Genomic DNA, 20,935 nt, shown 5'->3' on the forward strand with positions numbered 1-20,935 from the left:
CCGTTGCCGGGCCCTCACACGGGCCGCCGGGCGGCCCGTACGGCATGGGCGGTGGCGGCCGCGGTCAGGGCCAGGGCGGCCGCCGCGGCGGGCACGGTGTAGCCTGCGGCGGTCCCGGCGGGCAGGTGCTGCACGGCCCAGCCGCCGCCCGCCGAGCCCGCCGCGATGCCGGTGAGCAGCGCGGTCACGGCCAGCGTCATGCCCTCGTTCAGGCGGCCGGCCGGTACCCGGGACTGGATCAGTCCCATCCCGGTGACCATGGTCGGTGCCGTGGCCATCCCGGCGAGCAGCAGGGCCGCCGCCAGGAGGACCCCGCCGCCCGCGCCCGCCGCCGCGAACGGCAGCCACATCAGCGCGGCCATCGCGGTGACGCACCGTACGAAGCGGCGGTCCGCCGGCCCGGCCGGGCGCAGCACCCCGTACAGCAGGCCCGCCGCGCAGGACCCGGCCGCCTGGAGAGCGAGCAGCGCGCCCGCCGCGGCACGCTGTCCGTGTGCGTCCGTGAAGCCGATCGTGACGACCTCCAGCGAGCCGAAGACGGCGCCGGTGGCGAGGAACGTCAGCAGGAGGGGCAGCAGCGATGTCACCAGCCGTCCGGCGCCGTGGCGGGCGGACGCGGGCGCGACCGGCGGCTCCGTACGGCGCTGGGCGGCGAACAGCAGCACGCCCGTCAGCAGCAGCACCGCGCCGGTCAGCGTGCCCGCCTCCGGGAAGAGCCCGGTGCACAGAAAGGCGGCCAGCACCGGCCCGAGCATGAAGCACACCTCGTCCGCCGCCTGCTCGAAGGAGTTGGCGGTGTGGAGCGCGCGCGGGTCGTCACGCAGGAGGTGGGCCCAGCGGGCACGCGCCATGCCGCCGGTGTTCGGTGTGGTCGCGGTGCAGGCGTACGCGGCGAACAGCGTCCAGGACGGTGCACCGAAGCGGACGCACAGCAGCAGCGCCAGCGACCCGAGCACGGCCAGTGCCGTCGCGGGGACGGCGACCTTGGCCTGCCCGTACCGGTCGACCAGCCGCGCCGTCCACGGCCCGGCGACCGCCGTCGCCGCGAGGCCCGTCGCGGTGACCGCACCGGCCAGCGCGTACGAGCCGCGGGTCCCGGCGATCATCAGGATCGCGCTGACGCCGAACATGCCCATGGGCAGCCGGGCGAGGAGGTTGGCGGCAGTGCAGGCGCGGGCGCCGGGGACGGCGAAAATCCGTCCGTACGGCCCGAGTACGCGCCGCAGCGCGGCGGGGGAGCGGCGGTGCCGACGGCGGGCGGGCGGCGGCACGGGGCGGACGGGCGGGGCGGTCACGGGCCGGGCGGCGAGGAAGAGGATCACACAACTACCGTCGCCGCGCGCAACGTTCCCCGTCCAACACCTGAAGTGCGCGCATTCACGCAGTTCCGTTGCCAATGGCGTCGGGGCGTCCGGCCCCCGCACGCCCCGGTGGCACGATGTGCGCGTGTCCCGAGACCTCGACCCGCGCCTGCTCCGCGCCTTCACCGCAGTCGCCGACGAACTGCACTTCACCCGCGCCGCCGCCCGGCTGTACGTCGCGCAGCAGGCACTGAGCCGCGACATCCGGCGGCTGGAACGGGAGGTGGGCGCCGACCTCTTCGACCGTACGACGCGCCGGGTCGCCCTCACCGAGGACGGCGCCCGGCTGCTCCCGTACGCGCGCCGGGTGCTGGCCGCCCACGACGACCTGTCCGCCGCCTTCCGCGTCCCCGACGACCGCCCGCTGCTGGTCGACGTCAGCGTCCCCCTCGGGACGGCACACGCCGTCCTGGAGGAGGCCCGCCGCCTGGACCCCGCCCCCGAACTCGTCGCGCGCTACCACAGCGGTCTGACCGGCGCGGCGGCCGAACTCGCCGCCGGGAAGCTGGACGTGTCCTTCGGGCGGGTCGCCGGGCTGCCCCCGGCCGTCCGGGCCCGCCTGGAGCACCAGCCCGTACGGTACGAGCCGATGGCCGTCCTGCTGGACGCGGCCCACCCGCTGGCGGCCCGCCCCGCCGTGCGCCTGGCCGACCTCGCGGGCGAGACCCTCTACGCCGGGGCCGGGAACCCGCACACAGCCGAGTGGACCGATCTCGCCGCGCGTCTCTTCGCCGGGCGGGGCATCGCGATGGCGGCGCCGTTCCCGGAGATCGAGGGGTCGGCGGAGTTCATGCGGGTGGTGCGCAAGCAGGGCTGGTCGGTGCTGGCCAGCGTCGAGTTCATCGACGTGCCCGGCATGGCGCTGCGGCCGGTCACCGACCCCGTGCCGCTCTCGCCGATGTCCCTGGTGTGGCGGCGCGGCCTGCGCCATGCGGGGCTGGACGCGCTGCGGGCGGCCGGCCGGAGGCTGGCGGTCGAACGGGGGTGGCTGCGGTGGCCGGAGGGACCGGTGTGGCTGCCGGACGAGGACGCGGCGTTGATGGCGGATGGCCGATGACTGCCGCTGGCTGCCGGATTTCCGCCGTATGAGCAACCTGTGAGCGCCGGAGCCCCTCCCTATGGGCGTCAGGAACCGCAGCCGGACGTCGAGGGGGTCCCGTGCGCAAGCGCCCGCTGACCGTGGCGGCCCTGGCCGTACTCGCCCTGAGTGGTGGCCTGGTCGCCTGTGACGAACCGCGTGTCGACGCGCTGCACGCGAAATGCACGACCAAGGACCTGAAGTGGCAGGTCACGGTGTTGAAGAAGAAGCCGCGCAGCACGCACCGGGAAGGCCGGCTCTCGGCGGTCAACACCGGCTCCGGGAAATGCGTCTTCGGCGGCTACCCGGCCTTTCGGGTGTTCCTCGGCAAGGGGCCCTTCGCGAACGGCGTCGGGCAGGGCCGGACCCGGCCGGTGGGCCTGCCCCGTGGCGGGAGCGTCGTGATCGATTTCCAGTACCGGGACCCCGCGGGCGAGCGACCGGCTCTCGACGACTGCTTCACCAACGGCCACGCCGTGGCGGCGGCACCCCGCGACACCGGCCGCGACGCGATGGCGCCGATCCAGGACGAGAAGGGCCGGGAGACCGGGATGGACGTCTGCGGCGACGTCATCCGGATGGCACCGCCGCGGGAGACGTCCGGCTGACCGGACCGCCGTGGCCGCACGCCGGGCCTGGCCGGCTGACCGGGCGCGAAGCCGTACACCGAGCCCCCGGCCGGCTGACCAGCCCGGAGCCGTACGTCGAGCCCCCGCTCGGCTGACCGGAGGCGCGTCCGTCCACCGGGTCTCCGGCTGTGGCTATGCCACCGGCTCTCCCGGCGGCACGCTCAGCAACGGCTGGTAGAGCCGGGTGTCGTCGGGCTCGCCCACGGGACGGCCGTCCACCGCCACCCACGCGTGGGCACGGAACGGTTCCGTACGGACGCCCGTGCACCACTGGGGCCACCGGCCGCGCAGGCGGCACAACAGGGCGGTCGCCACCGAGCGTTGCAGGCAGCCGTTGCCCGCGCAGCGCACGCTGACCGTGACGACGGCGTGCCGGGCGCGCACGGCCTCCGGTTCGGTGGCGGGGCGCGCACCGCGCCGTACGGCCTCCAGCACGCGGCACAGGAAGCGGGGCGAGCAGCGCGTCAGGAGGCGGGCCACGGCGACACAGCCGAGGGCGGCGCAGCGTTCCGCGAAGGACAGGCGCGCGGGCACGCCCAGGGCGACCGGGATGCTCACGAGGTCACCAGCTTCGCCGACCTCAGCGACTCCAGCAGGGCGACGGCGTCCGCGGCCACCCGGTCCGCCGCCGAGGGATGGCGGTTGCGCAGCTCGTCGGCGGCCGACGCGCAGGTGCCGCCGGCGAGGAGGTGTTCCAGGACGAAGGCGCCGGTGTTGTTCATCTGCCAGTAGCGGCCCGTACGGGCGTTGAGCAGCACCATGCCTCCGGGGGTGCGCACGCTGCTGACGTGGGGGGCGAGGGCGAACATCGGGTCAGGCTCCTTCCGCGGCGGGAACGGTGGGGCGGTCCGGGACGGGTGCCTGCGTCTCCTGGAGGGAGCGCAGCCAGTACTCGGCGGCCAGGGTGGGATCGAGCGGGTGCAGTGTGTGGGCCAGCGGCTGCAACGAGGTCAGGGTCGTGCGCAGCACCTCGGGCCGGATCAGCCCCAGCCCGGCGAGCCGTGAGTCGTCGCAGAGCGCGGACAGGGCCCGGCGGTGGCGGCGCAGGCCCGCGTAGACCTCGGCGCTGTGTTCGCCCTTGGTGCCGCGGGCCCGTACCGCGTCCGGCAGGATCCCGCGCATGGCCGCGCTGAGCAGGGGTTTGTACGAGCCGACGGCGACCTGGTCCACGAGGCGCACGGTCAGCGCGGCCTCGATGACGGTGTCGTCGAGGAACGGCGCCTCGAAGGTGACGCCGTGCCGCGCGGTCAGGGCGGCCGCGCCGCGCACGATCTCCCCGGCACGGGCGGCGGCCCGCAGCGTCTCGTGCTGGCAGCGCAGCGGCGCGAAGGGCTCGGGCTCCGCGGCGGCGGCGTCGCGCACCAGACGGCGCACGGTGGACACCGCGTCCGGGTGCGCCCACGGCGGCATGGCCGGTACGACCTCCCAGTCGGCGCCGCTGTCGCCGGACCGCACACCGGGCACGATCCGGTCGGCGCAGGACTCCAGCCACTGCGGGTACGGGACGCCGCCGAACAGGGTGCGCAGGGTGTCCACCAGCGTCCAGCGGCCGAGGCGGCGGGCCGCGCACGCGCGCCGGGCGGCGGACCGGAAGTCCGTACGGGCCAGGGAGTTCAGCGCCACCGGGCGCGGGGAGAACAGTTCGTCGCCGCCGACGCCGACCAGATGGGTACGGGAGCCGCGGGCGGCGACGACGCGCGCCTGGTGGGTGAGCCGGGCGCTCTCCCGGATCACGGCGAGCGGGCCCGCCGGGTCGGTGTGCGCGGGCGGCGGAGGTGTGTACCAGGTGGGCGCGTCGGCGTAGGGGAGGGGCAGGTGCTCGGCGGCGCGGAGCAGGGCCGCGCCGTGGTCGCTCCACACGTTGTCGTCGTTGGTCTCGTCCCGGCAGACCCAGGCCGTGGTGATCAGCCGGGTGTCCTCCCGGGCGGCGAGGAAGCACAGGCTGGTGGAGTCCATGCCGCCGGACAGGTCGGCGCTGAGCGCCGGGCGGCGGGTGCGCACCCGTACCGCCTCGGTCAGCGCGTCCCGTACCGATTCGGCGGCGTCCTCCAGCCACAGGTCGGGCCGCGGGGGCCGCCACCAGCGCGCCGTGCCGTGCCGCCCGTCGGCGCCCAGGGTCAGGCAGTGGCCCGGCGGCACGGCGTGCACCGCCCGCCAGACCGGGCGCTGGGCGAGCGGGAAGGGCGCGAACGGGACGAGCAGCCGCAGCGCCAGGCTCTCCTCGTCGACCGAGCCGAGGCCGGGCGCGCCGGTGGGCAGGCCGGCGGCGGCCGCCTCGCGGGCCAGCGCCGCCAGGTCCTGCGGGCGGCTGCCGGCGACCGTGACGCCGTTGACGCCCGCGTGGTGCAGCTGCCGGACCGTCGACAGGCTGCCCTGGCACCGGGTACGGGAGCCCATCGCGGCCAGCAGGAAGAAGCTGCCGGGCAGTTCGCGGACCCGGGTGTCGAGGTCGTCCAGGCTGCGCAGGCGCCGCAGCATCCGGCCCAGGGTTTCGGCGTCGGCCGAGGTCGTGCCGAGCAGCAGCAGCCGGTCCGGGCCCGAAGCGGCCGCGACGGCTTCGTCATCGGTCCAGTGCCCCATGATCCAGGGGCGCCCGGAGGGGTGGCGCACCGTGCGCACGGAGGGGTCCCGGCGCAGGTTCAGGCACAGCGGACCGGTCGCGGGATGGTCGGGGAAGACGACGAAATCCACGATGACTTACCACCCCTGGCGTGCGGTGCGGGCGTGCGGCACATGGTGTGCATGGTCGGTTCCGGACTGGGAGCGGGCCGGTACGGGAGGCTGTCCGGCCGTGGTGGGGGCGGCCCCTGCCGGGGCGGGCGGTGCGCGACCGGGCAGGGACCGCCGGACCGGGGGAGGCCGGCGCGGCCGGGCCCGCAGGTCACCAGAAGGTGCTGTGCATCCCGCCCCAGTTGTCGGAGTGTTCACCGGTGAACCCCAGTGTCCGCTCGGTGAAGCGACCAGCCTCGGCCAGCTCCGGCGCCTCGTACTCGGTCGCCTCGGCACGTTCCTGTACGTCCTGCATCAGCTGCGTCCCCTTCCCGCGATCACGGCACGGGCACTCTCGGTACTCGTGTGGTTACTCAACGCATCCAAGGGAGATGTTGCCAGGGTCCATGCCCCCTGCCATTGCCCCTAACGAGTGATGTCGGGGGCGCACGGGGTGCACTGGCGTAACCTCCGGCGGTTGTGCGCCACCAGCGCGTTCCCCGCTCACCGCGCGCTCCCGGACGCGGTGAGCGCAAGGTTTCGCGGCGGTCACGCACCGCCACAGAGGGGAAACGCGCCCTTCCTAGCGTCGCGGTACGGCGCCAACCGGAAGCGGGGAGACGCGATGACAGGCACCGACGCGACAGCAGGCACCGACGCGACGACGCGTACAGGAACGGCCCCGGACGGGACGGCGGCCCGCGCCCCCGCCCGGGGAGCGGGCCGCTGGATCGAACACTGGGACCCGGAGGACGAGACCTTCTGGCGCGACCACGGGCGGCGGATCGCCCGGCGCAACCTCGTCCTGTCCATCGTCTGCGAGCACATCGGTTTCTCCGTGTGGAGCCTGTGGTCGGTGCTGGTGCTGTTCCTGGGGCCCGAGTACGGGATCGACGCGGCCGGGAAGTTCTTCCTGGTGGCGGTGCCGACACTGGTGGGGGCGGTGCTGCGGGTGCCGTACACCTTCGCGGTGGCGCGGTTCGGCGGGCGCAACTGGACGGTGTTCACCGCGGCGTTGCTGCTGGTCCCCACCGCCGCCGCGGCGTACGCGCTGCGGCCGGGCACCTCGTACACCGTCTTCCTGCTGGTCGCGGCCCTGGCGGGGATCGGCGGCGGAAACTTCGCCTCGTCCATGACGAACATCAACTCCTTCTACCCGCTGCGGAAGAAGGGCTGGGCGCTCGGGCTCAACGCGGGCGGCGGCAACATCGGCGTCCCCGTCGTCCAGCTGCTCGGCCTGCTCGTCATCGCCACGGCCGGCGCCGCGCACCCGCGGCTGGTGCTCGCGGTCTACCTCCCGCTGATCGTGGCCGCGGCCGTACTGGCGGCCCGGTACATGGACAACCTGCGCCCGGTGCGCAACGACACCGGAGCGGCCAGGGACGCCGCCCGCGACCCGCACACCTGGATCGTCTCGCTCCTGTACGTCGGCACCTTCGGGTCGTTCATCGGCTACAGCTTCGCCTTCGGCCTGGTCCTGCAGACGCAGTTCGCCCGCACGCCCCTCCAGGCGGCGTCGCTGACCTTCCTCGGTCCGCTGCTCGGCTCCCTGGTGCGGCCGGTGGGCGGCCGGCTGGCGGACCGGTACGGCGGCGCCCGCGTCACCCTGGCGACCTTCGCGGCGATGGCGCTGGCCACCGGCGTGGTGACCGTGGCGTCGGCGCGGCACTCGCTGGACGTCTTCCTCGCCGGGTTCGTCGTCCTGTTCGTGCTCAGCGGACTCGGCAACGGCTCCACGTACAAGATGATCCCCGGCATCTTCCAGGCGAAGGCGCTGGCGAAGGGCCTGACGGGGGAGGCGGCCGCGGCCCACGGACGGCGGCTGTCCGGCGCGGCGATGGGACTGACCGGCGCCGTCGGCGCGCTCGGCGGACTCGGCGTCAACCTCGCCTTCCGCCAGTCCTTCCAGGCCGGGGGTACCGGCACCCCGGCGTTCGTGGCCTTCCTCGGCTGTTACGCACTGTGCTCCGCGGTGACCTGGGCCGTATACCTGAGGCGTACGGCGGCCACCGTGGCCGTACGGGACCCGGAGGCGGCGGCGCCCGCGCTCGCGGAGGTGTGACGCGCGCCGCGCCGGGCGGCCGCGGCGGTCCGTAACAGCTGGGAAATACTGCGGGAGCGAGCCTGTCACCGGCGGTTGGCAGGCTCGGACCGCCACCGGTGCCCGGCGGCACCGGAGCCAGCACGAGCCAGGGACGGACCATGCACGAGGGCGAGCACCACGAACGTCGGGACGACGGCGCACAGGACGACGGCGTACGGGACGACGGCGTACGGGACGACGCGCGGCAGCACGGCGGCCCGGCCCGGGACGCCGCCTTGGACGCCGCCCCGCACACCGCGCCCGGCGCCCCGGACGTACGGCCCCTGGACGGCTTCACCGTCGGGGTGACCGCCGCCCGCCGCGCCGAGGAACTGGGCGCCCTGCTCGAACGGCGCGGCGCCCAGGTCCTGCACGCCCCCGCGCTGCGCATCGTGCCGCTGCCGGACGACGCGGAACTGCTCGCCGCCACCGAGGACCTGATCGGCCGGGCGCCGGACGTGGTGATCGCGACCACCGCGATCGGCTTCCGGGGCTGGATCGAGGCGGCCGAGGGCTGGGGGCTCGGCGAGGCGCTGCTCGCCAGGCTCGGCGCCGTCGAGCTGCTGGCCCGCGGCCCGAAGGTCAAGGGCGCCATCCGCGCGGCCGGGCTGACGGAGACGTGGTCGCCGCGGTCCGAGTCGCTGGCGGAGGTGCTGGACCGGCTGCTGGAGGAGGGCGTGCACGGGCGCCGGATCGCCCTCCAGCTGCACGGCGAACCGCTGCCCGGTTTCGTGGAGTCGCTGCGGGCGGGTGGCGCCGAGGTGGTCGGCGTGCCGGTCTACCGCTGGATGCCGCCCGCCGACATCGGCCCCGTCGACCGGCTGCTGGACGCGGCGGTCGGCCGGGGCCTGGACGCGATCACGTTCACCAGCGCGCCGGCCGCCGTCTCGCTGCTGCGCCGCGCCGAGGAACGCGGCCTGCGCGACGGGCTGCTGGACGCGCTGCGGCACGACGTGCTGCCCGCCTGCGTCGGGCCGGTCACCGCGCTGCCCCTCGAAGCGCACGAGGTGACCACGTACCAGCCCGAACGGTTCCGGCTCGGCCCGCTCGTCCAGCTGCTGTGCCGCGAACTTCCGGAGCGGGCGCGCGTGTTGACGGTCGCCGGGCGGCGGGTCGAGATCCGCGGGCAGGCCGTCCTGGTGGACGGCGCCCTGCGGCCCGTGCCTCCGGCGGGGATGGCGCTGCTGCGCGCGCTGGCGCGCCGCCCCGGCTGGGTCGTCTCCCGCGCCGACCTGCTGCGCGCCCTGCCGGGCACGGGGCGCGACGAGCACGCGGTGGAGACGGCGATGGCCCGGCTGCGGGGGGCGCTCGGTGCGCCCAAGCTGATCCAGACGGTGGTCAAGCGGGGGTACCGGCTGGCGCTCGACCCGCGGGTGGGGGCCAAGTACGGCGACGGGTGACGTACGGTGCGTAGGGCCGTACCGCGCCGTTTACGGCCGTACCGCGCCGTACGGCCGTGTCCGGGGGCCGCCCGAGCCGCCGCCGCTACGCGGGGTTCGTCACCCGGATCTTGGACTGTCCGTGCGGCCGGGTCTCCCAGTCCGCCATGAACCGGGCCTCCAGCCCGTGCTTGCGGGCCAGTGCCAGCAGCGTCTCGGTGCGGTAGTAGAAGTCCTCGCGCAGGACCTGGTGCTCGGCACCCTCGGTGCGGTCGAAGGTGAAGTCGAAGAACCCGCCGGGCGCCAGAATGCGGCCGACGTGCCGGAAGCACTCGTCGATCACGGACAGCGGCGAGTGCGAGAACACGCTGTGCGCGTGCACCACGTCGAAGTGCCGGTCCGGCAGGAAGTCGAAGGTCAGGTCCTGCGTGATGGTCAGGTGCGGGACCTTGTCCTGCAGCTCGTAGGTGGCCAGGGTCTTCTTCGCGGCTATCAGGATGTCCGGCGAGATGTCGATGCCGTAGTAGTTGCCGGTGTCGAGGTGGGCGATGAAGCGCCAGCCGGCCCGCAGATTGCCGCAGCCGATGTCCAGCATCCGCATGCCGGGCCGCAGCCCGTGTTCCGTCAGATAGGTGAACTGCATCTCGCCCAGGGCCAGCCAGCGTTCGTGGCTGCGGCTGCCGACCGCGGCCTCCGGGCTGCGGCCGGCGTCGGAGGCCATCACGGCGCGGTAGTACGCGACGTGGTCGGGGTGTTTGAGGCGGAGCCAGGAGTCCCGGGCGGTACGGCGGAGGTACGGCGCGATCCGGGCGGGGTTGCTGACCGCGTAACGGACCTTGTGCGTCAGGCTGGAGCGGTTCTTGAGCAGGGTCTTGGCCGACATGGCACGGACTATACAACAGAGGTATACATGCGATGCATACACGCGATGCATACACGCGGCGCATACGGAGGCGCGGCCCGGTGCGCGGCGGTGCCAGGGTTCCGGCCGGGGGCCGCGCCGGGCACTCTGATAGGGCAGAGGTTGTCTCCCAAGGAGTGACGGGCACATGGCGGCGCCTTTTGACCTGCGGTTCGACTGCGGGCGGATCTGCCTGGACCTGATGGCCACGACCGGCCGGTCCGCCGAACGGCTGGCCGGCCCCGAACAACTGGCGGCCTGGCTGGTGGGTGCCGGCGTCGTCCCCGGCAGCACCCAGCTCGGCGCCGTGGACCGCGGCTGGGTCGTCCGCTTCCGGATGCTGCGCGAACTGCTGCGCCGCGTGGTCCACGACGAATTGCGCGACCGGGCCGCCGACGGTGACCTGCGCCTGCTCAACGCGGCGGCGGCCGCCGCCCCGGTGCCGCCCGCCCGTGCCGTACGCGCCGACGACGGCGCCCTCGTCCGGGCGCTCGCCGCGCCCCCCGACTGCGCCGGACTGCTGGCGGCGGTGGCACGGGACGCCATAGGGATGCTGACCGATGCCGGGACCCGCGGCCGGCTGCGGCAGTGCGAGGGCGAGAGCTGTGCGCTGGTGTACCTGGACACCTCGCGCGGGCGGCGGCGCCGGTGGTGCTCCAGCGAGGTGTGCGGGAACCGGGAACGGGTGGCCCGCCACCGCCGGCGGGCGGTGAGCCGTTCGGGCCAGCAGCCCGCCGTGAACGACCGGGTTCAGCTCCCCGCCGTACGGACGGTGCCGACGAACACGTAGTCGGCCGGGGCCGGGCGAAAGGCCACGCCGCGGAGTTGTCCGGGCACCGCGCCGCGCGGAAATTGCGCCGTAAGAAAGCTTGAAAGGGAAACCACCAACCGTCGCCACCGCGCACGGTTGCACGAAAGGGCGCGCGCGGAACCGCGCGCGAAACGCGCGCCCGTATGCGTAAACCCCCGTCGCCCCTAAGGGAATTCACCCGGCGCGTACTGAGTCGTGGCTTCCCGGCCCCCGTACTGCTGACTGAAGGGGCCTTTCTCCGGCCCCGACCGGCCCGGAATGCGAGACGAGGGAGCGGACATGCGCGAGCCCGGCCACGGACGGCAGATCGAGGTGATCGACGGTGCGGAAGGCGACGGCAGTGACACCGGCGACGCGTGCGAGCGCTGATGGCCGTGCGCAGCGAATGTCCGATCCGCGCTATCGACCCGGGAGTTGGCGTGCGCAAGGATGCCGTCGTGGCAGACAGTACGGCGCCGGACGAGGAGCTGATGCGGGCCCTCTACGAGGAGCACGCCGGCCCGCTGCTCGCCTTCGTGCTGCGCCTGGTCGCCGGAGACCGGCACCGGGCGGAGGACGTGGTGCAGGAGACCTTGCTGCGGGCCTGGCGCAACGCCGGCCAGTTGCAGCGCGCGACCGGTTCCGTCCGCCCCTGGCTGGTCACCGTCGCCCGGCGCATCGTCATCGACAGCCACCGCAGCCGTCAGGCACGTCCCCAGGAGGTCGACGCCGCCCCCCTGGAATCGATGCCGGCCGCCGACGAGATCGACCGGGCCCTGCGCCTGATGACGATCACCGAAGCGCTCGGCGACCTCAGTGCGGCCCACCGGGAGGCGTTGATAGAGACCTACTTCAAGGGGCGTACGGTCAATGAGGCGGCCGAAGTCCTCCGGGTGCCGGCCGGGACCGTCCGGTCCCGGGTCTTCTACGCCCTGCGCTCCCTGAAGCTCTCGCTCGAAGAACGAGGAGTGACGGCGTGAAGCGGCCCGTGGAGCCCGTAGCACACACCGACGTCGGCGCCTACGCGCTGGGCGTCCTGGACGCCGCCGAGGCGGCACGCTTCGAGGAGCACCTGGCCGACTGCGGCCGGTGCGCCGCCGAACTGGACGGCCTGATGGGGCTGCCGCCGCTGCTCGCCGAGGCGGGGGAGTCGGCGCCCGGCCCGGAGGCGGTCACCCCGGCCCCCGGGCCGGGCCTCCTGGCGGGGCTGCTGGAGGAGGTCGGCACGGTGAGCCGCGCCCGCCGCCGGCGCCGCCTCTACCTGGTCGCCGCCGCTGCCGTACTGGTCGTCGGCGGCCCCCTGACCACGTACGCGCTGACCGCGGGGGACACCGCCGAGCCCCCGGAGCACCTGACGGGCTACGCCCGCGCGATGTACGAGCACGGCGAGAAGGCCGGCACGGTCGATCCGGTGACCAAGGTCGCCGCCAGCGTCTCCATGGAACGCAAGCCCTGGGGTACCCACGTCGCCCTCAAGCTGGGCAACGTCAAGGGCCCGCTCACCTGCGACCTGGTCGCGGTCGGCAAGAGCGGTGCGGAGCAGACGGTGACGACCTGGGCGGTGCCCCCGGGCGGCTACGGCCTCAAGGACGGCGCCGCCAAGTGGAACAAGGAGCCGCTCTACACCCACGGCGGTTCGGCGATGAACCGTTCCTACATCGACCGCTTCGAGGTCCGGACGCTCGACGGCAGGCGGCTGGCCGAGATCAAGGTGTGACGGGCGGGACCGGCCCCGAGAACCGGGTGTGACGGGCGGGCCCGGCCCTGAGAGCCGGGCGGGACCGGCAGGCCCGGCCCTGAGAGCGAGACGGGCCCGGCCAAGGGGCCGGGGCCCGGCCGCCCGACCCCCTCCCGCATATACGGAACCGCTGATTCCACCCCACCCGCCCGCCCACGGTGCCCGGTTTGCTCCCGCCCGGTGGTGATTTCGTCCTTTGGGTCAGGTGCGCCCGGTGCCCGGTTCGCGTACGGTTGACGGCTGCCCTACGCACAGAAGAAGGGGGCCTGGGTGGCCGCGCAGAATGCCACGCACGCGCCGGACTCCGTCGACGACGCACAGCCGGACAGCACACGCGAACGCGAGATCGCGTCCGAACAGGAGCATCTCGACCGTGTCTACCAGCGTCTTGAGGAGAAGATCCACGAGGCCGAGTTCCTCATGGACGACGCCGCCAAACGCGGCCAGGTCGGCACGCCCGGCGCTCTCGCCGAGCGGGACGCCCAGGTCTTCCAAGCCGGCGCCCACCTGAACCGGCTCAACTCCGAGTACGAGGACTTCCTCTTCGGCCGGATCGACCTGCTCCTGGGCAAGGACGGCAAGAAGGGCCCGGACGGCGCGTACACCTCCGTCGAACCCGCCGACGGCGCGATCGCCGACGGCCACGCCGCCATCGCCGAGACCCTGCACATCGGCCGCCTCGGCGTGCTGGACGCCGACTACAGCCCGCTGGTCATCGACTGGCGCGCCCCCGCCGCCGCCCCCTTCTACCGGGCCACCCCGGTCGCGCCCGGCCGCGTCGTACGCCGCCGGGTCATCCGCTCCAAGGGCCGCCGCGTCCTGGGCGTCGAGGACGACCTGATGCGCCCGGAGATCACCGCGACGCTGGACGGCGAGGAGCTGCCCGCGGTCGGCGACGGCGCGCTGATGGCCGCCCTGGGCCGGGCCCGCAGCCACACGATGCGCGACATCGTCGCCTCCATCCAGGCCGAGCAGGACATGGTCATCCGGGCCCCCGCCGCCTCCGTCACGGAGGTCGAGGGCGGCCCCGGCACCGGCAAGACCGCGGTGGCGCTGCACCGCGCCGCCTACCTCCTCTACCAGGACCGCCGCCGTTACGCGGGCGGCATCCTCATCGTCTCCCCGACGCCGCTGCTCGTCGCGTACACCGAGGGCGTCCTGCCGTCCCTCGGCGAGGAGGGCCAGGTCGCCATCCGCGCGCTGGGCTCGCTCGTCGACGGGGCCGAGGCCACCGCTTACGACTCCCCGGCCGTGGCCCGCGTCAAGGGCTCCAGCCGGATGCAGAAACTGCTGCGCAAGGCGGCGCGCGGGGCCCTGGAAATGGCCGGGACGGCGCCCGCGGGGGCCGCCGCCAAGCCTGCCGACGGCCAGCTCGCCTTCGGCGAAGAGGACGACCAGCCCGCAGGGGCCCCCGCCGGACCGCCGGACCGGCTGCGCGTCGTCGTCTTCGGCGCCCGCGTCGAACTGGACGCACGTGACCTGCACCGCATCCGGCACTCCGCCCTCGGCGGCACCGCGCCGGTCAACCTGCTGCGCCCGCGCGCCCGCCGCCTGATCCTGGACGCCCTCTGGTCCCGGTCCGGCGCGGCCAAGCGCTACACCGACCCGGAACTGGCCGCCGAGGCCCGCCAGGCGTTCGACGAGGACATCACCACCGAGCCGGACTTCCAGGACTTCCTGGACGCCTGGTGGCCGGAGCTTTCCCCGCGCGGTGTGCTGGCGGCCATGGCCGACGAGCGCCGTCTCGGCCGCTGGGCGCGCCGGGTGCTCAACCAGCGCGAGGTGCGCAAGCTGGCCCGCTCCCTGAGCCGTCTGGACGACAAGGGACAGGGGCCGCTGTCGGTCCACGACGTGGCGCTGCTGGACGAGCTCCAGCTGATCCTCGGCGCGCCGCCCCGGCCCGCCAGGCCCCGCGACGCCGACCCGCTGGACCAGCTCACCGGTCTGGAGGAGCTGAGCACGTACGGCGAGCGGATGTCCGGCGGCGGCCGCGGCAGACGCGAGCGGCTGGAGGAGGAGCGTACGGACTACGCCCACGTCATCGTCGACGAGGCGCAGGACCTGACGCCCATGCAGTGGCGGATGGTCGGCCGCCGCGGCCGGCACGCGACGTGGACGGTGGTCGGCGACCCGGCGCAGTCGTCCTGGTCCGACCCGGACGAGGCGGCCGTCGCCCGCGACGAGGCGCTGGGCACCCGCCCGCGCCGCCGCTTCACCCTCACCGTCAACTACCGCAACCCCGCGGAGATCGCGGAGCTGGCGGCGCGCGTGCTGGCGCTGGCCATGCCGGGCATGGAAGCCCCGGAGGCGGTCCGCTCCACGGGCCTGACGCCGCGCTTCGTGGTCGCCGACGCGACCGACCTGGCCGGTTCCGTACGCGACGCGGCCCGGCAGCTGCTGGACGAGGTGGACGGCACCGTCGGCGTCGTCGTCGCGATGGACCGCCGCGCGGAGGCCCGCCGCTGGCTGGCGGAGCTGGGCGACCGGGTGGTGGCGCTGGGCTCGCTGGAGGCCAAGGGCCTGGAGTACGACGCGACGCTGGTGGTCTCGCCCGCCGAGATCGCGGACGAGTCGCCGGCCGGACTGCGGGTGCTGTACGTGGCGCTGACCCGGGCCACCCAGCAGCTGACCGTGCTGTCCGGGGCGCGCGACGAGCCGGACGAGGACGGGGTGCCGGACCTGCTCAGGGACTGAAACGGCCGGGGTGTCCCTGGTGGGTGCCCCCGGGTGTCTCCGGGTGTCCGCCGAACGGCGGTGCCCTGCCGCGAAAGAAGGTGGCGGGACGGGATTCGCTTCCAGGGATGGTTTGTTAGCCTTGGTGGTGGCACCGGCCCGATCCAAGCCCCCGGGCCCAACCATAGTCGCTACGAGCGACCACTTGCCGCGAGGCGAGCATGGCGGGTCGGTGTCACTGAACCACACGACGGGCGCCTTCCGGAGCAATCCGGGAGGCGCCCGTCGGCGTTCGCGCGGTGTTCATCCACGGTTGCCGGTCACGTCTTCCTTTCGCCCGGCCGCTCTCGTATGGTGGAAAAACCTTTCCGCAAGGGGGGGCTGGTTACCGTGTACCGGCTGGTAGGTGGGACGATCGGTCCTCGCACTCCGGCCTGATCCCGCCGCGGACCCCGGAGCGGCGCGCAGAGAGAAACAAGGGAAAGCAGAGGAAGTCGGCCATGGCAACGGCGCCTAGCGTCTCGTATTCGATGACGGTGCGACTGGAGGTTCCCGCGAGCGGTACGGCGGTCAGCCAGCTCACCACGGCCGTGGAGTCCTCCGGCGGCTCCGTCACCGGCCTCGATGTGACCGCCTCCGGCCACGAAAAGCTCCGCATCGACGTCACCATCGCCGCGACCTCCACCGCCCACGCGGACGAGATCGTCGAGAAGCTGCGCGGCATCGAAGGCGTCTCGCTCGGCAAGGTCTCCGACCGTACGTTCCTGATGCACCTCGGCGGCAAGATCGAGATGCAGTCGAAGCACCCCATCCGCAGCCGTGACGACCTGTCGATGGTCTACACCCCCGGCGTCGCCCGGGTCTGCCAGGCCATCGCCAACAACCCCGAGGACGCCCGCCGCCTGACCATCAAGCGCAACAGCGTCGCGGTCGTCACCGACGGCTCCGCCGTGCTGGGCCTGGGCAACATCGGCCCCAAGGCCGCGCTGCCCGTCATGGAGGGCAAGGCGGCCCTCTTCAAGCGCTTCGCCGGCATCGACGCCTGGCCGCTGTGCCTGGACACCCAGGACACCGACGCGATCGTGGAGATCGTCAAGGCGATCGCCCCCGGCTTCGCGGGCATCAACCTGGAGGACATCTCCGCGCCCCGCTGCTTCGAGATCGAGGCCCGGCTGCGCGAGGCCCTGGACATCCCGGTCTTCCACGACGACCAGCACGGCACCGCCATCGTGGTGCTCGCCGCGCTGACCAACGCGCTGCGCGTGGTGGACAAGAAGTTCGAGGACGTCCGCGTGGTGATGTCCGGCGCCGGCGCCGCCGGTACGGCCATCCTGAAGCTGCTGATGGCGGCCGGCGTCCAGCACGCCGTCGTCGCCGACATCAACGGCGTGGTGCACGCCGGCCGCGAGGACCTGGTCGACGCCGACCCCGACTCGCCGCTGCGCTGGATCGCCGACAACACCAACCCGGAGGGCGAGACCGGCACCCTCAAGGAGGCCGTCGTCGGCGCCGACGTCTTCATCGGCGTCTCCGCCCCCAACGTCCTGGACGGCGACGACGTCGCCAAGATGGCCGAGGGCGCGATCGTGTTCGCACTCGCCAACCCCGACCCCGAGGTGGACCCCGCGATCGCGCGGCAGACCGCCTCCGTCGTGGCCACCGGCCGCTCCGACTTCCCCAACCAGATCAACAACGTGCTGGTCTTCCCGGGCGTCTTCCGCGGCCTGCTGGACGCCCAGTCCCGTACGGTGAACACGGACATGATGCTGGCCGCGGCCGGCGCGCTGGCGAACGTCGTCCTGGACGACGAGCGCAACGCGAACTACATCATCCCGAGCGTCTTCAACGACAAGGTCGCGGGCGCGGTGGCCGACGCGGTGAAGGAAGCCGCGAAGGCCGCGGGAGAGGCTGTGACGGCCGCCACGACGGCCTGACCGCCCGGCGCGTCGCGTGGCACGGGGCCCGCGGCGCCCCCATAGGGTGGCGGGCAGCAGACGGCCGCCGCCCTGCGGGGCCGGCCCGGTGGGGCACGGTGCGGGACGTCACCACTCTGAGGCAGTGGCGCTTTCCGTGTGACCCTCCTGGGTGCCGGATTGGCTTTACCGCCGCAGGTGGGGGCAGGATGCGTATCCGGGCGCGAGGGTCTGTCAGCAGACCCGGGTCCGGGCACCGTCCAAGGGCCCTGGCAGCATCGGCTTCGATCTCACGCCTCATTGGCAAGAAGAACACGGGAGTACAAACATGAACCGCAGTGAGCTGGTGGCCGCTCTGGCCGACCGTGCCGAGGTGACCCGCAAGGACGCCGACGCCGTTCTGGCCGCGCTCGCCGAGACCGTCGGCGAGGTCGTCGCCAAGGGCGACGAGAAGGTCACCATCCCCGGCTTCCTGACCTTCGAGCGCACCCACCGTGCCGCTCGCACCGCGCGCAACCCGCAGACCGGCGACCCGATCCAGATCCCGGCCGGCTACAGCGTGAAGGTCTCCGCGGGCTCCAAGCTCAAGGAAGCCGCCAAGGGCAAGTAAGCCGCCGGGGGCCCGACCGGCCCCCTGGTGACAAAGGCGTGAGGGCGGCCGTCCCCTTCGGGGGACGGCCGCCCTTTTGTCTGCGCGGCGTCCGGCGCCTGGTATCCGGCGCCTGGCGTCCGGCGTCCAGGGGTCCCGGCGTCCGGCATCCGGAGTACGGCGTTCAGCGGTCACGGAGGCGGCCAGAAGGCCCGTGGACGGGGCCCGTGGGGCCCTTGGGGCTTCTGATGCCTCCTGTTGCTCTACAGGGGCGTAGAAGCGGCTTGGGGGAGCGGCCGACAGGGGACGGCACGAGGGCGGGCATGCGGACGGCCCGTCACCGTCAGGTGCACGGCATCCCCGTCACGCCGCCCCCGTCACCCCCGCCCCCGTCGCGTCACCCTCGTCACATCACCCCTCGCGCGCCCGTCGCAACCGCAATCCCAGGGGACGCCACCCGCGAGCGCCACCCGACCCGAAAGCCAGAATTCAACCATTCGCACCAGCAAACAATATGCGGGCTGACGTGGACGTCCCGAGCGCAGCAAAAAGGCGGCCGTCCCTCGGACGGCCGCCCTTCCCGCCTCCCGGCGGGTGTGCGCGGACCTGGCGCCCGCCGCGCCTCCTCAGGCGTCCAGGCGCCCGGGCGCTCAGTCGCTCAGTGCCCCGTTCGGCAGCTCCACGTGCGCCCCCAGGCTCACGAGCTTCTCCATGAAGTTCTCGTAGCCCCGGTTGATCAGGTCGATGCCGTGCACGCGCGAGGTGCCCTGCGCCGCGAGGGCGGCGATCAGGTACGAGAAGCCGCCGCGCAGGTCGGGAATGACCAGGTCGGCGCCCTGCAACTTGGTCGGCCCGGAGACGACGGCCGAGTGCAGGAAGTTGCGCTGCCCGAAGCGGCAGGCGCTGCCGCCCAGGCACTCGCGGTACAGCTGGATGTGCGCACCCATCTGGTTGAGCGCCGACGTGAAGCCGAGCCGGGACTCGTACACCGTCTCGTGGACGATGGACAGGCCGGACGCCTGCGTCAGGGCGACGACCAGCGGCTGCTGCCAGTCGGTCTGGAAACCGGGGTGTACGTCGGTCTCCAGGGCGATCGCGTCCAGCGAGCCGCCCGGGTGCCAGAAGCGGATGCCCTCGTCGTCGATCTCGAAGGCGCCGCCGACCTTGCGGTAGGTGTTCAGGAAGGTCATCATCGAGCGCTGCTGCGCGCCGCGCACGTAGATGTTGCCCTCGGTGGCCAGCGCCGCGGACGCCCAGGAGGCCGCCTCCAGGCGGTCCGGGAGCGCGCGGTGGTTGTAGCCGCCCAGCTTGTCGACACCGGTGATCCGGATGGTCCGGTCGGTGTCCATGGAGATGATCGCGCCCATCTTCTGCAGAACGCAGATGAGGTCCTCGATCTCCGGCTCCACGGCCGCGTTCGACAGCTCGGTGACGCCCTCCGCCAGGACGGCGGTCAGCAGCACCTGCTCGGTCGAGCCGACGGACGGGTACGGCAGGCGGATCTTGCAGCCGCGCAGGCGCTGCGGGGCCTCCAGGTACTGGCCGTCCGCCCGCTTCTCGATGGTCGCGCCGAACTGGCGCAGCACGTCGAAGTGGAAGTCGACCGGGCGGCCGCCGATGTCGCAGCCGCCCAGGCCCGGGATGAAGGCGTGGCCGAGGCGGTGCAGCAGCGGGCCGCAGAAGAGGATCGGAATGCGCGAGGAGCCGGCGTGCGCGTCGATGTCGGCGACATTGGCGCTCTCCACGTGCGACGGGTCGAGGATGAGCTCGCCCGCCTCGTCACCGGGGCGCACCGTGACGCCGTGCAGCTGCAGCAGGCCGCGTACGACGCGTACGTCGCGGATGTCGGGCACATTGCGCAGTCTGCTCGGGCCGCTGCCGAGCAGCGCGGCGACCATGGCCTTGGGCACGAGGTTCTTCGCGCCGCGAACCCGGATCTCGCCCTCCAGCGGGGTGCCGCCGTGGACAAGCAGTACGTCGTCGGTAGAGACGGTCATGGATCTCGCGTTCCTGGAGACGGACAGGGGGCCAAGGGGAAATGGTAAGGGCGGTGGAGGGGGTGCCCGTAGGCCGGAGCGGGTTCGGGGCGTGTAATGGCTTTGTCACAACACCCTCCGCTACGGTCCGCCTTTGCTCTGTAATCGACATTCGGACAGTTGCGTACGGCTACGCCCTACTATGTCTCCTCTGTCGCCGCCCTGTGCGCCGGGGCTGCCGTCGTACGCCCTGCGCTGCTCTCGCCCGGGTACCGCAGTTGACTCCCCGCCGCGGTCCGAAGTGCGGGATCATGTCCCCATGACCGAGGTGTCCTCGCTCACCGGCCGGCTGCTCGTCGCCACACCGGCGCTCGCCGACCCGAATTTCGACCGCGCGGTGGTGCTCCTGCTCGACCACGACGAGGAGGGGTCCCTCGGCGTGGTCCTCAACCGCCCGACGCCCGTGGGCGTCGGCGACATCCTCCAGCCGTGGGCGTCCCTGGCCGGGGAGCCCGGCGTGGTCTTCCAGGGCGGCCCGGTTTCGCTGGACTCGGCCCTCGGCGTGGCCGTGGTGCCGGGCGGCCCCGAGACCCCGGAGAGCGCGCTGGTCGGCGACGGCCCGCTGGGCTGGCGCCGCGTGCACGGCGCCATAGGGCTGGTGGACCTGGAAGCCCCGCCGGAACTGCTCTCCACGGTGCTCGGCAGCCTGCGGATCTTCGCCGGTTACGCGGGCTGGGGCCCCGGCCAGCTGGAGGACGAACTGGTCGAGGGCGCCTGGTACGTCGTCGAGTCCGAACCGGGCGACGTGTCGTCCCCGGATCCGGAACAACTTTGGCGAGCAGTCCTACGCCGCCAGCGCAACGAACTCGCGATGGTGGCGACGTACCCGGACGACCCGTCCCTGAACTGACGCCCCGGCGACCCGGGTTCCGCCCAGCCCCACCCGGGTAAACCCCCGGTGGGGGAGTGCAAGCGCGCACCCGTAGGCCACTCATCCCCACCCCCACCCCCACGCCCACCCCCGCGCCAAGCCCCGAACCCCAAGCGACCCGGATTCCGCTCGGCTCCACCCGGGTAAACCCCCGGTGGGGGAATGCCGGCGCGCACCCGTAGGGC

The 20,935-nt window shown here is 73.5% G+C and carries 18 protein-coding genes; 11 read left to right on the forward strand and 7 right to left on the reverse strand.

The genetic code is table 11. From position 1 onward, the window contains the following. Window positions 1–14: 14 nt before the first annotated feature. Entirely contained in the window at window positions 15–1,322 is a 1,308-nt protein-coding gene (locus JXZ78_RS38215; RefSeq protein WP_372498487.1) for an MFS transporter, read from the reverse strand. 124 nt (window positions 1,323–1,446) lie between these two features. Between JXZ78_RS38215 and JXZ78_RS38220 the strand changes: the two genes are divergently transcribed. Then, window positions 1,447–2,418, forward strand: a complete 972-nt coding sequence (locus tag JXZ78_RS38220; protein WP_030025125.1) for a LysR family transcriptional regulator — start codon at window positions 1,447–1,449, stop codon at window positions 2,416–2,418. A gap of 101 nt (window positions 2,419–2,519) precedes the next feature. After that, a complete protein-coding gene (locus JXZ78_RS38225; protein WP_238783668.1) occupies window positions 2,520–3,047 on the forward strand; it encodes a DUF4232 domain-containing protein in 528 nt (175 codons plus the stop codon). A gap of 153 nt (window positions 3,048–3,200) precedes the next feature. Here JXZ78_RS38225 and JXZ78_RS38230 read toward each other — a convergent pair whose 3' ends face one another. From JXZ78_RS38230 to JXZ78_RS38245, 4 genes are all read right to left on the reverse strand, one after another. Then, window positions 3,201–3,626, reverse strand: coding sequence for a lasso peptide biosynthesis B2 protein (locus JXZ78_RS38230; RefSeq protein ID WP_030025129.1), 426 nt, complete (start codon window positions 3,624–3,626; stop codon window positions 3,201–3,203). Further along, window positions 3,623–3,877 carry a lasso peptide biosynthesis PqqD family chaperone gene (locus JXZ78_RS38235; protein ID WP_030025130.1) on the reverse strand — a complete coding sequence of 85 codons (255 nt, stop codon included), beginning with the start codon at window positions 3,875–3,877 and terminating at the stop codon, window positions 3,623–3,625. Before JXZ78_RS38235 ends, JXZ78_RS38230 begins: the two co-directional genes overlap by 4 nt. A gap of 4 nt (window positions 3,878–3,881) precedes the next feature. After that, entirely contained in the window at window positions 3,882–5,759 is a 1,878-nt protein-coding gene (locus JXZ78_RS38240; RefSeq protein WP_030025132.1) for an asparagine synthase-related protein, read from the reverse strand. Between the two features lie 190 nt (window positions 5,760–5,949). Further along, a complete protein-coding gene (locus JXZ78_RS38245; protein WP_106968949.1) occupies window positions 5,950–6,093 on the reverse strand; it encodes a lasso RiPP family leader peptide-containing protein in 144 nt (47 codons plus the stop codon). 309 nt (window positions 6,094–6,402) lie between these two features. Here JXZ78_RS38245 and JXZ78_RS38250 point away from each other — a divergent pair, with 309 nt between their 5' ends. Continuing rightward, the gene (locus JXZ78_RS38250) at window positions 6,403–7,839 is read left to right on the forward strand and encodes a nitrate/nitrite transporter (RefSeq protein ID WP_078624741.1); all 1,437 of its coding nucleotides are present in this window, start codon (window positions 6,403–6,405) and stop codon (window positions 7,837–7,839) included. A gap of 140 nt (window positions 7,840–7,979) precedes the next feature. After that, window positions 7,980–9,260 (forward strand): uroporphyrinogen-III synthase, encoded by a 1,281-nt coding sequence (locus tag JXZ78_RS38255; protein ID WP_030025135.1) that lies wholly within the window; start codon window positions 7,980–7,982, stop codon window positions 9,258–9,260. A gap of 85 nt (window positions 9,261–9,345) precedes the next feature. Here the strand turns inward: JXZ78_RS38255 and JXZ78_RS38260 are convergent, their stop codons facing one another. Further along, window positions 9,346–10,122 carry a class I SAM-dependent methyltransferase gene (locus JXZ78_RS38260; protein ID WP_030025136.1) on the reverse strand — a complete coding sequence of 259 codons (777 nt, stop codon included), beginning with the start codon at window positions 10,120–10,122 and terminating at the stop codon, window positions 9,346–9,348. A 166-nt stretch (window positions 10,123–10,288) separates the two neighbouring features. On the opposite strand from JXZ78_RS38260, the gene JXZ78_RS38265 reads away from it, so the two are divergent. The 6 genes from JXZ78_RS38265 to JXZ78_RS38290 all read left to right on the forward strand — a co-directional run bounded on the left by JXZ78_RS38265 (window position 10,289) and on the right by JXZ78_RS38290 (window position 17,864). Then, window positions 10,289–10,930: a CGNR zinc finger domain-containing protein gene (locus JXZ78_RS38265; RefSeq protein ID WP_033040391.1), complete on the forward strand. Its 642-nt coding sequence runs from the start codon at window positions 10,289–10,291 to the stop codon at window positions 10,928–10,930. A gap of 491 nt (window positions 10,931–11,421) precedes the next feature. Further along, entirely contained in the window at window positions 11,422–11,910 is a 489-nt protein-coding gene (locus JXZ78_RS38270; RefSeq protein WP_033040398.1) for a sigma-70 family RNA polymerase sigma factor, read from the forward strand. Further along, complete coding sequence (locus JXZ78_RS38275; protein WP_030025139.1) at window positions 11,907–12,647, forward strand: anti-sigma factor family protein; 741 nt, start codon at window positions 11,907–11,909, stop codon at window positions 12,645–12,647. The genes JXZ78_RS38270 and JXZ78_RS38275 overlap by 4 nt, the downstream gene beginning before the upstream one ends. Window positions 12,648–12,938: 291 nt before the next feature. Continuing rightward, a complete protein-coding gene (locus JXZ78_RS38280; protein WP_030018026.1) occupies window positions 12,939–15,362 on the forward strand; it encodes a HelD family protein in 2,424 nt (807 codons plus the stop codon). 479 nt (window positions 15,363–15,841) lie between these two features. Then, on the forward strand, window positions 15,842–17,275 hold the full coding sequence (locus JXZ78_RS38285) for an NAD-dependent malic enzyme (RefSeq protein WP_030018027.1): 1,434 nt from the start codon (window positions 15,842–15,844) through the stop codon (window positions 17,273–17,275). A 307-nt stretch (window positions 17,276–17,582) separates the two neighbouring features. Further along, window positions 17,583–17,864 carry an HU family DNA-binding protein gene (locus tag JXZ78_RS38290; RefSeq protein WP_004571953.1) on the forward strand — a complete coding sequence of 94 codons (282 nt, stop codon included), beginning with the start codon at window positions 17,583–17,585 and terminating at the stop codon, window positions 17,862–17,864. A gap of 629 nt (window positions 17,865–18,493) precedes the next feature. Here JXZ78_RS38290 and murA read toward each other — a convergent pair. Further along, window positions 18,494–19,840, reverse strand: coding sequence for a UDP-N-acetylglucosamine 1-carboxyvinyltransferase (gene murA / locus JXZ78_RS38295; RefSeq protein ID WP_030018028.1), 1,347 nt, complete (start codon window positions 19,838–19,840; stop codon window positions 18,494–18,496). A gap of 298 nt (window positions 19,841–20,138) precedes the next feature. On the opposite strand from murA, the gene JXZ78_RS38300 reads away from it, so the two are divergent. Continuing rightward, the gene (locus JXZ78_RS38300; protein ID WP_030018029.1) at window positions 20,139–20,729 is read left to right on the forward strand and encodes a YqgE/AlgH family protein; all 591 of its coding nucleotides are present in this window, start codon (window positions 20,139–20,141) and stop codon (window positions 20,727–20,729) included. The last annotated feature ends 206 nt before the right edge of the window (window positions 20,730–20,935 follow it).

The organism is Streptomyces monomycini (assembly GCF_022271435.1).
GTDB classification, from domain to species: Bacteria; Actinomycetota; Actinomycetes; order Streptomycetales; family Streptomycetaceae; genus Streptomyces; species Streptomyces monomycini.

Excerpts from the sequence above, each read along its gene's own strand:
- JXZ78_RS38300 (WP_030018029.1), top strand. The coding sequence starts at position 20,139 with ATGACCGAGGTGTCCTCGCTCACCGGCCGGCTGCTCGTCGCCACACCG.
- JXZ78_RS38250 (WP_078624741.1), top strand. The coding sequence starts at position 6,403 with ATGACAGGCACCGACGCGACAGCAGGCACCGACGCGACGACGCGTACA.
- JXZ78_RS38255 (WP_030025135.1), top strand. The coding sequence starts at position 7,980 with ATGCACGAGGGCGAGCACCACGAACGTCGGGACGACGGCGCACAGGAC.
- JXZ78_RS38260 (WP_030025136.1), bottom strand. The coding sequence starts at position 10,122 with ATGTCGGCCAAGACCCTGCTCAAGAACCGCTCCAGCCTGACGCACAAG.
- JXZ78_RS38290 (WP_004571953.1), top strand. The coding sequence starts at position 17,583 with ATGAACCGCAGTGAGCTGGTGGCCGCTCTGGCCGACCGTGCCGAGGTG.
- JXZ78_RS38245 (WP_106968949.1), bottom strand. The coding sequence starts at position 6,093 with ATGCAGGACGTACAGGAACGTGCCGAGGCGACCGAGTACGAGGCGCCG.
- murA (WP_030018028.1), bottom strand. The coding sequence starts at position 19,840 with ATGACCGTCTCTACCGACGACGTACTGCTTGTCCACGGCGGCACCCCG.
- JXZ78_RS38270 (WP_033040398.1), top strand. The coding sequence starts at position 11,422 with ATGCGGGCCCTCTACGAGGAGCACGCCGGCCCGCTGCTCGCCTTCGTG.
- JXZ78_RS38235 (WP_030025130.1), bottom strand. The coding sequence starts at position 3,877 with ATGTTCGCCCTCGCCCCCCACGTCAGCAGCGTGCGCACCCCCGGAGGC.
- JXZ78_RS38265 (WP_033040391.1), top strand. The coding sequence starts at position 10,289 with ATGGCGGCGCCTTTTGACCTGCGGTTCGACTGCGGGCGGATCTGCCTG.
- JXZ78_RS38285 (WP_030018027.1), top strand. The coding sequence starts at position 15,842 with ATGGCAACGGCGCCTAGCGTCTCGTATTCGATGACGGTGCGACTGGAG.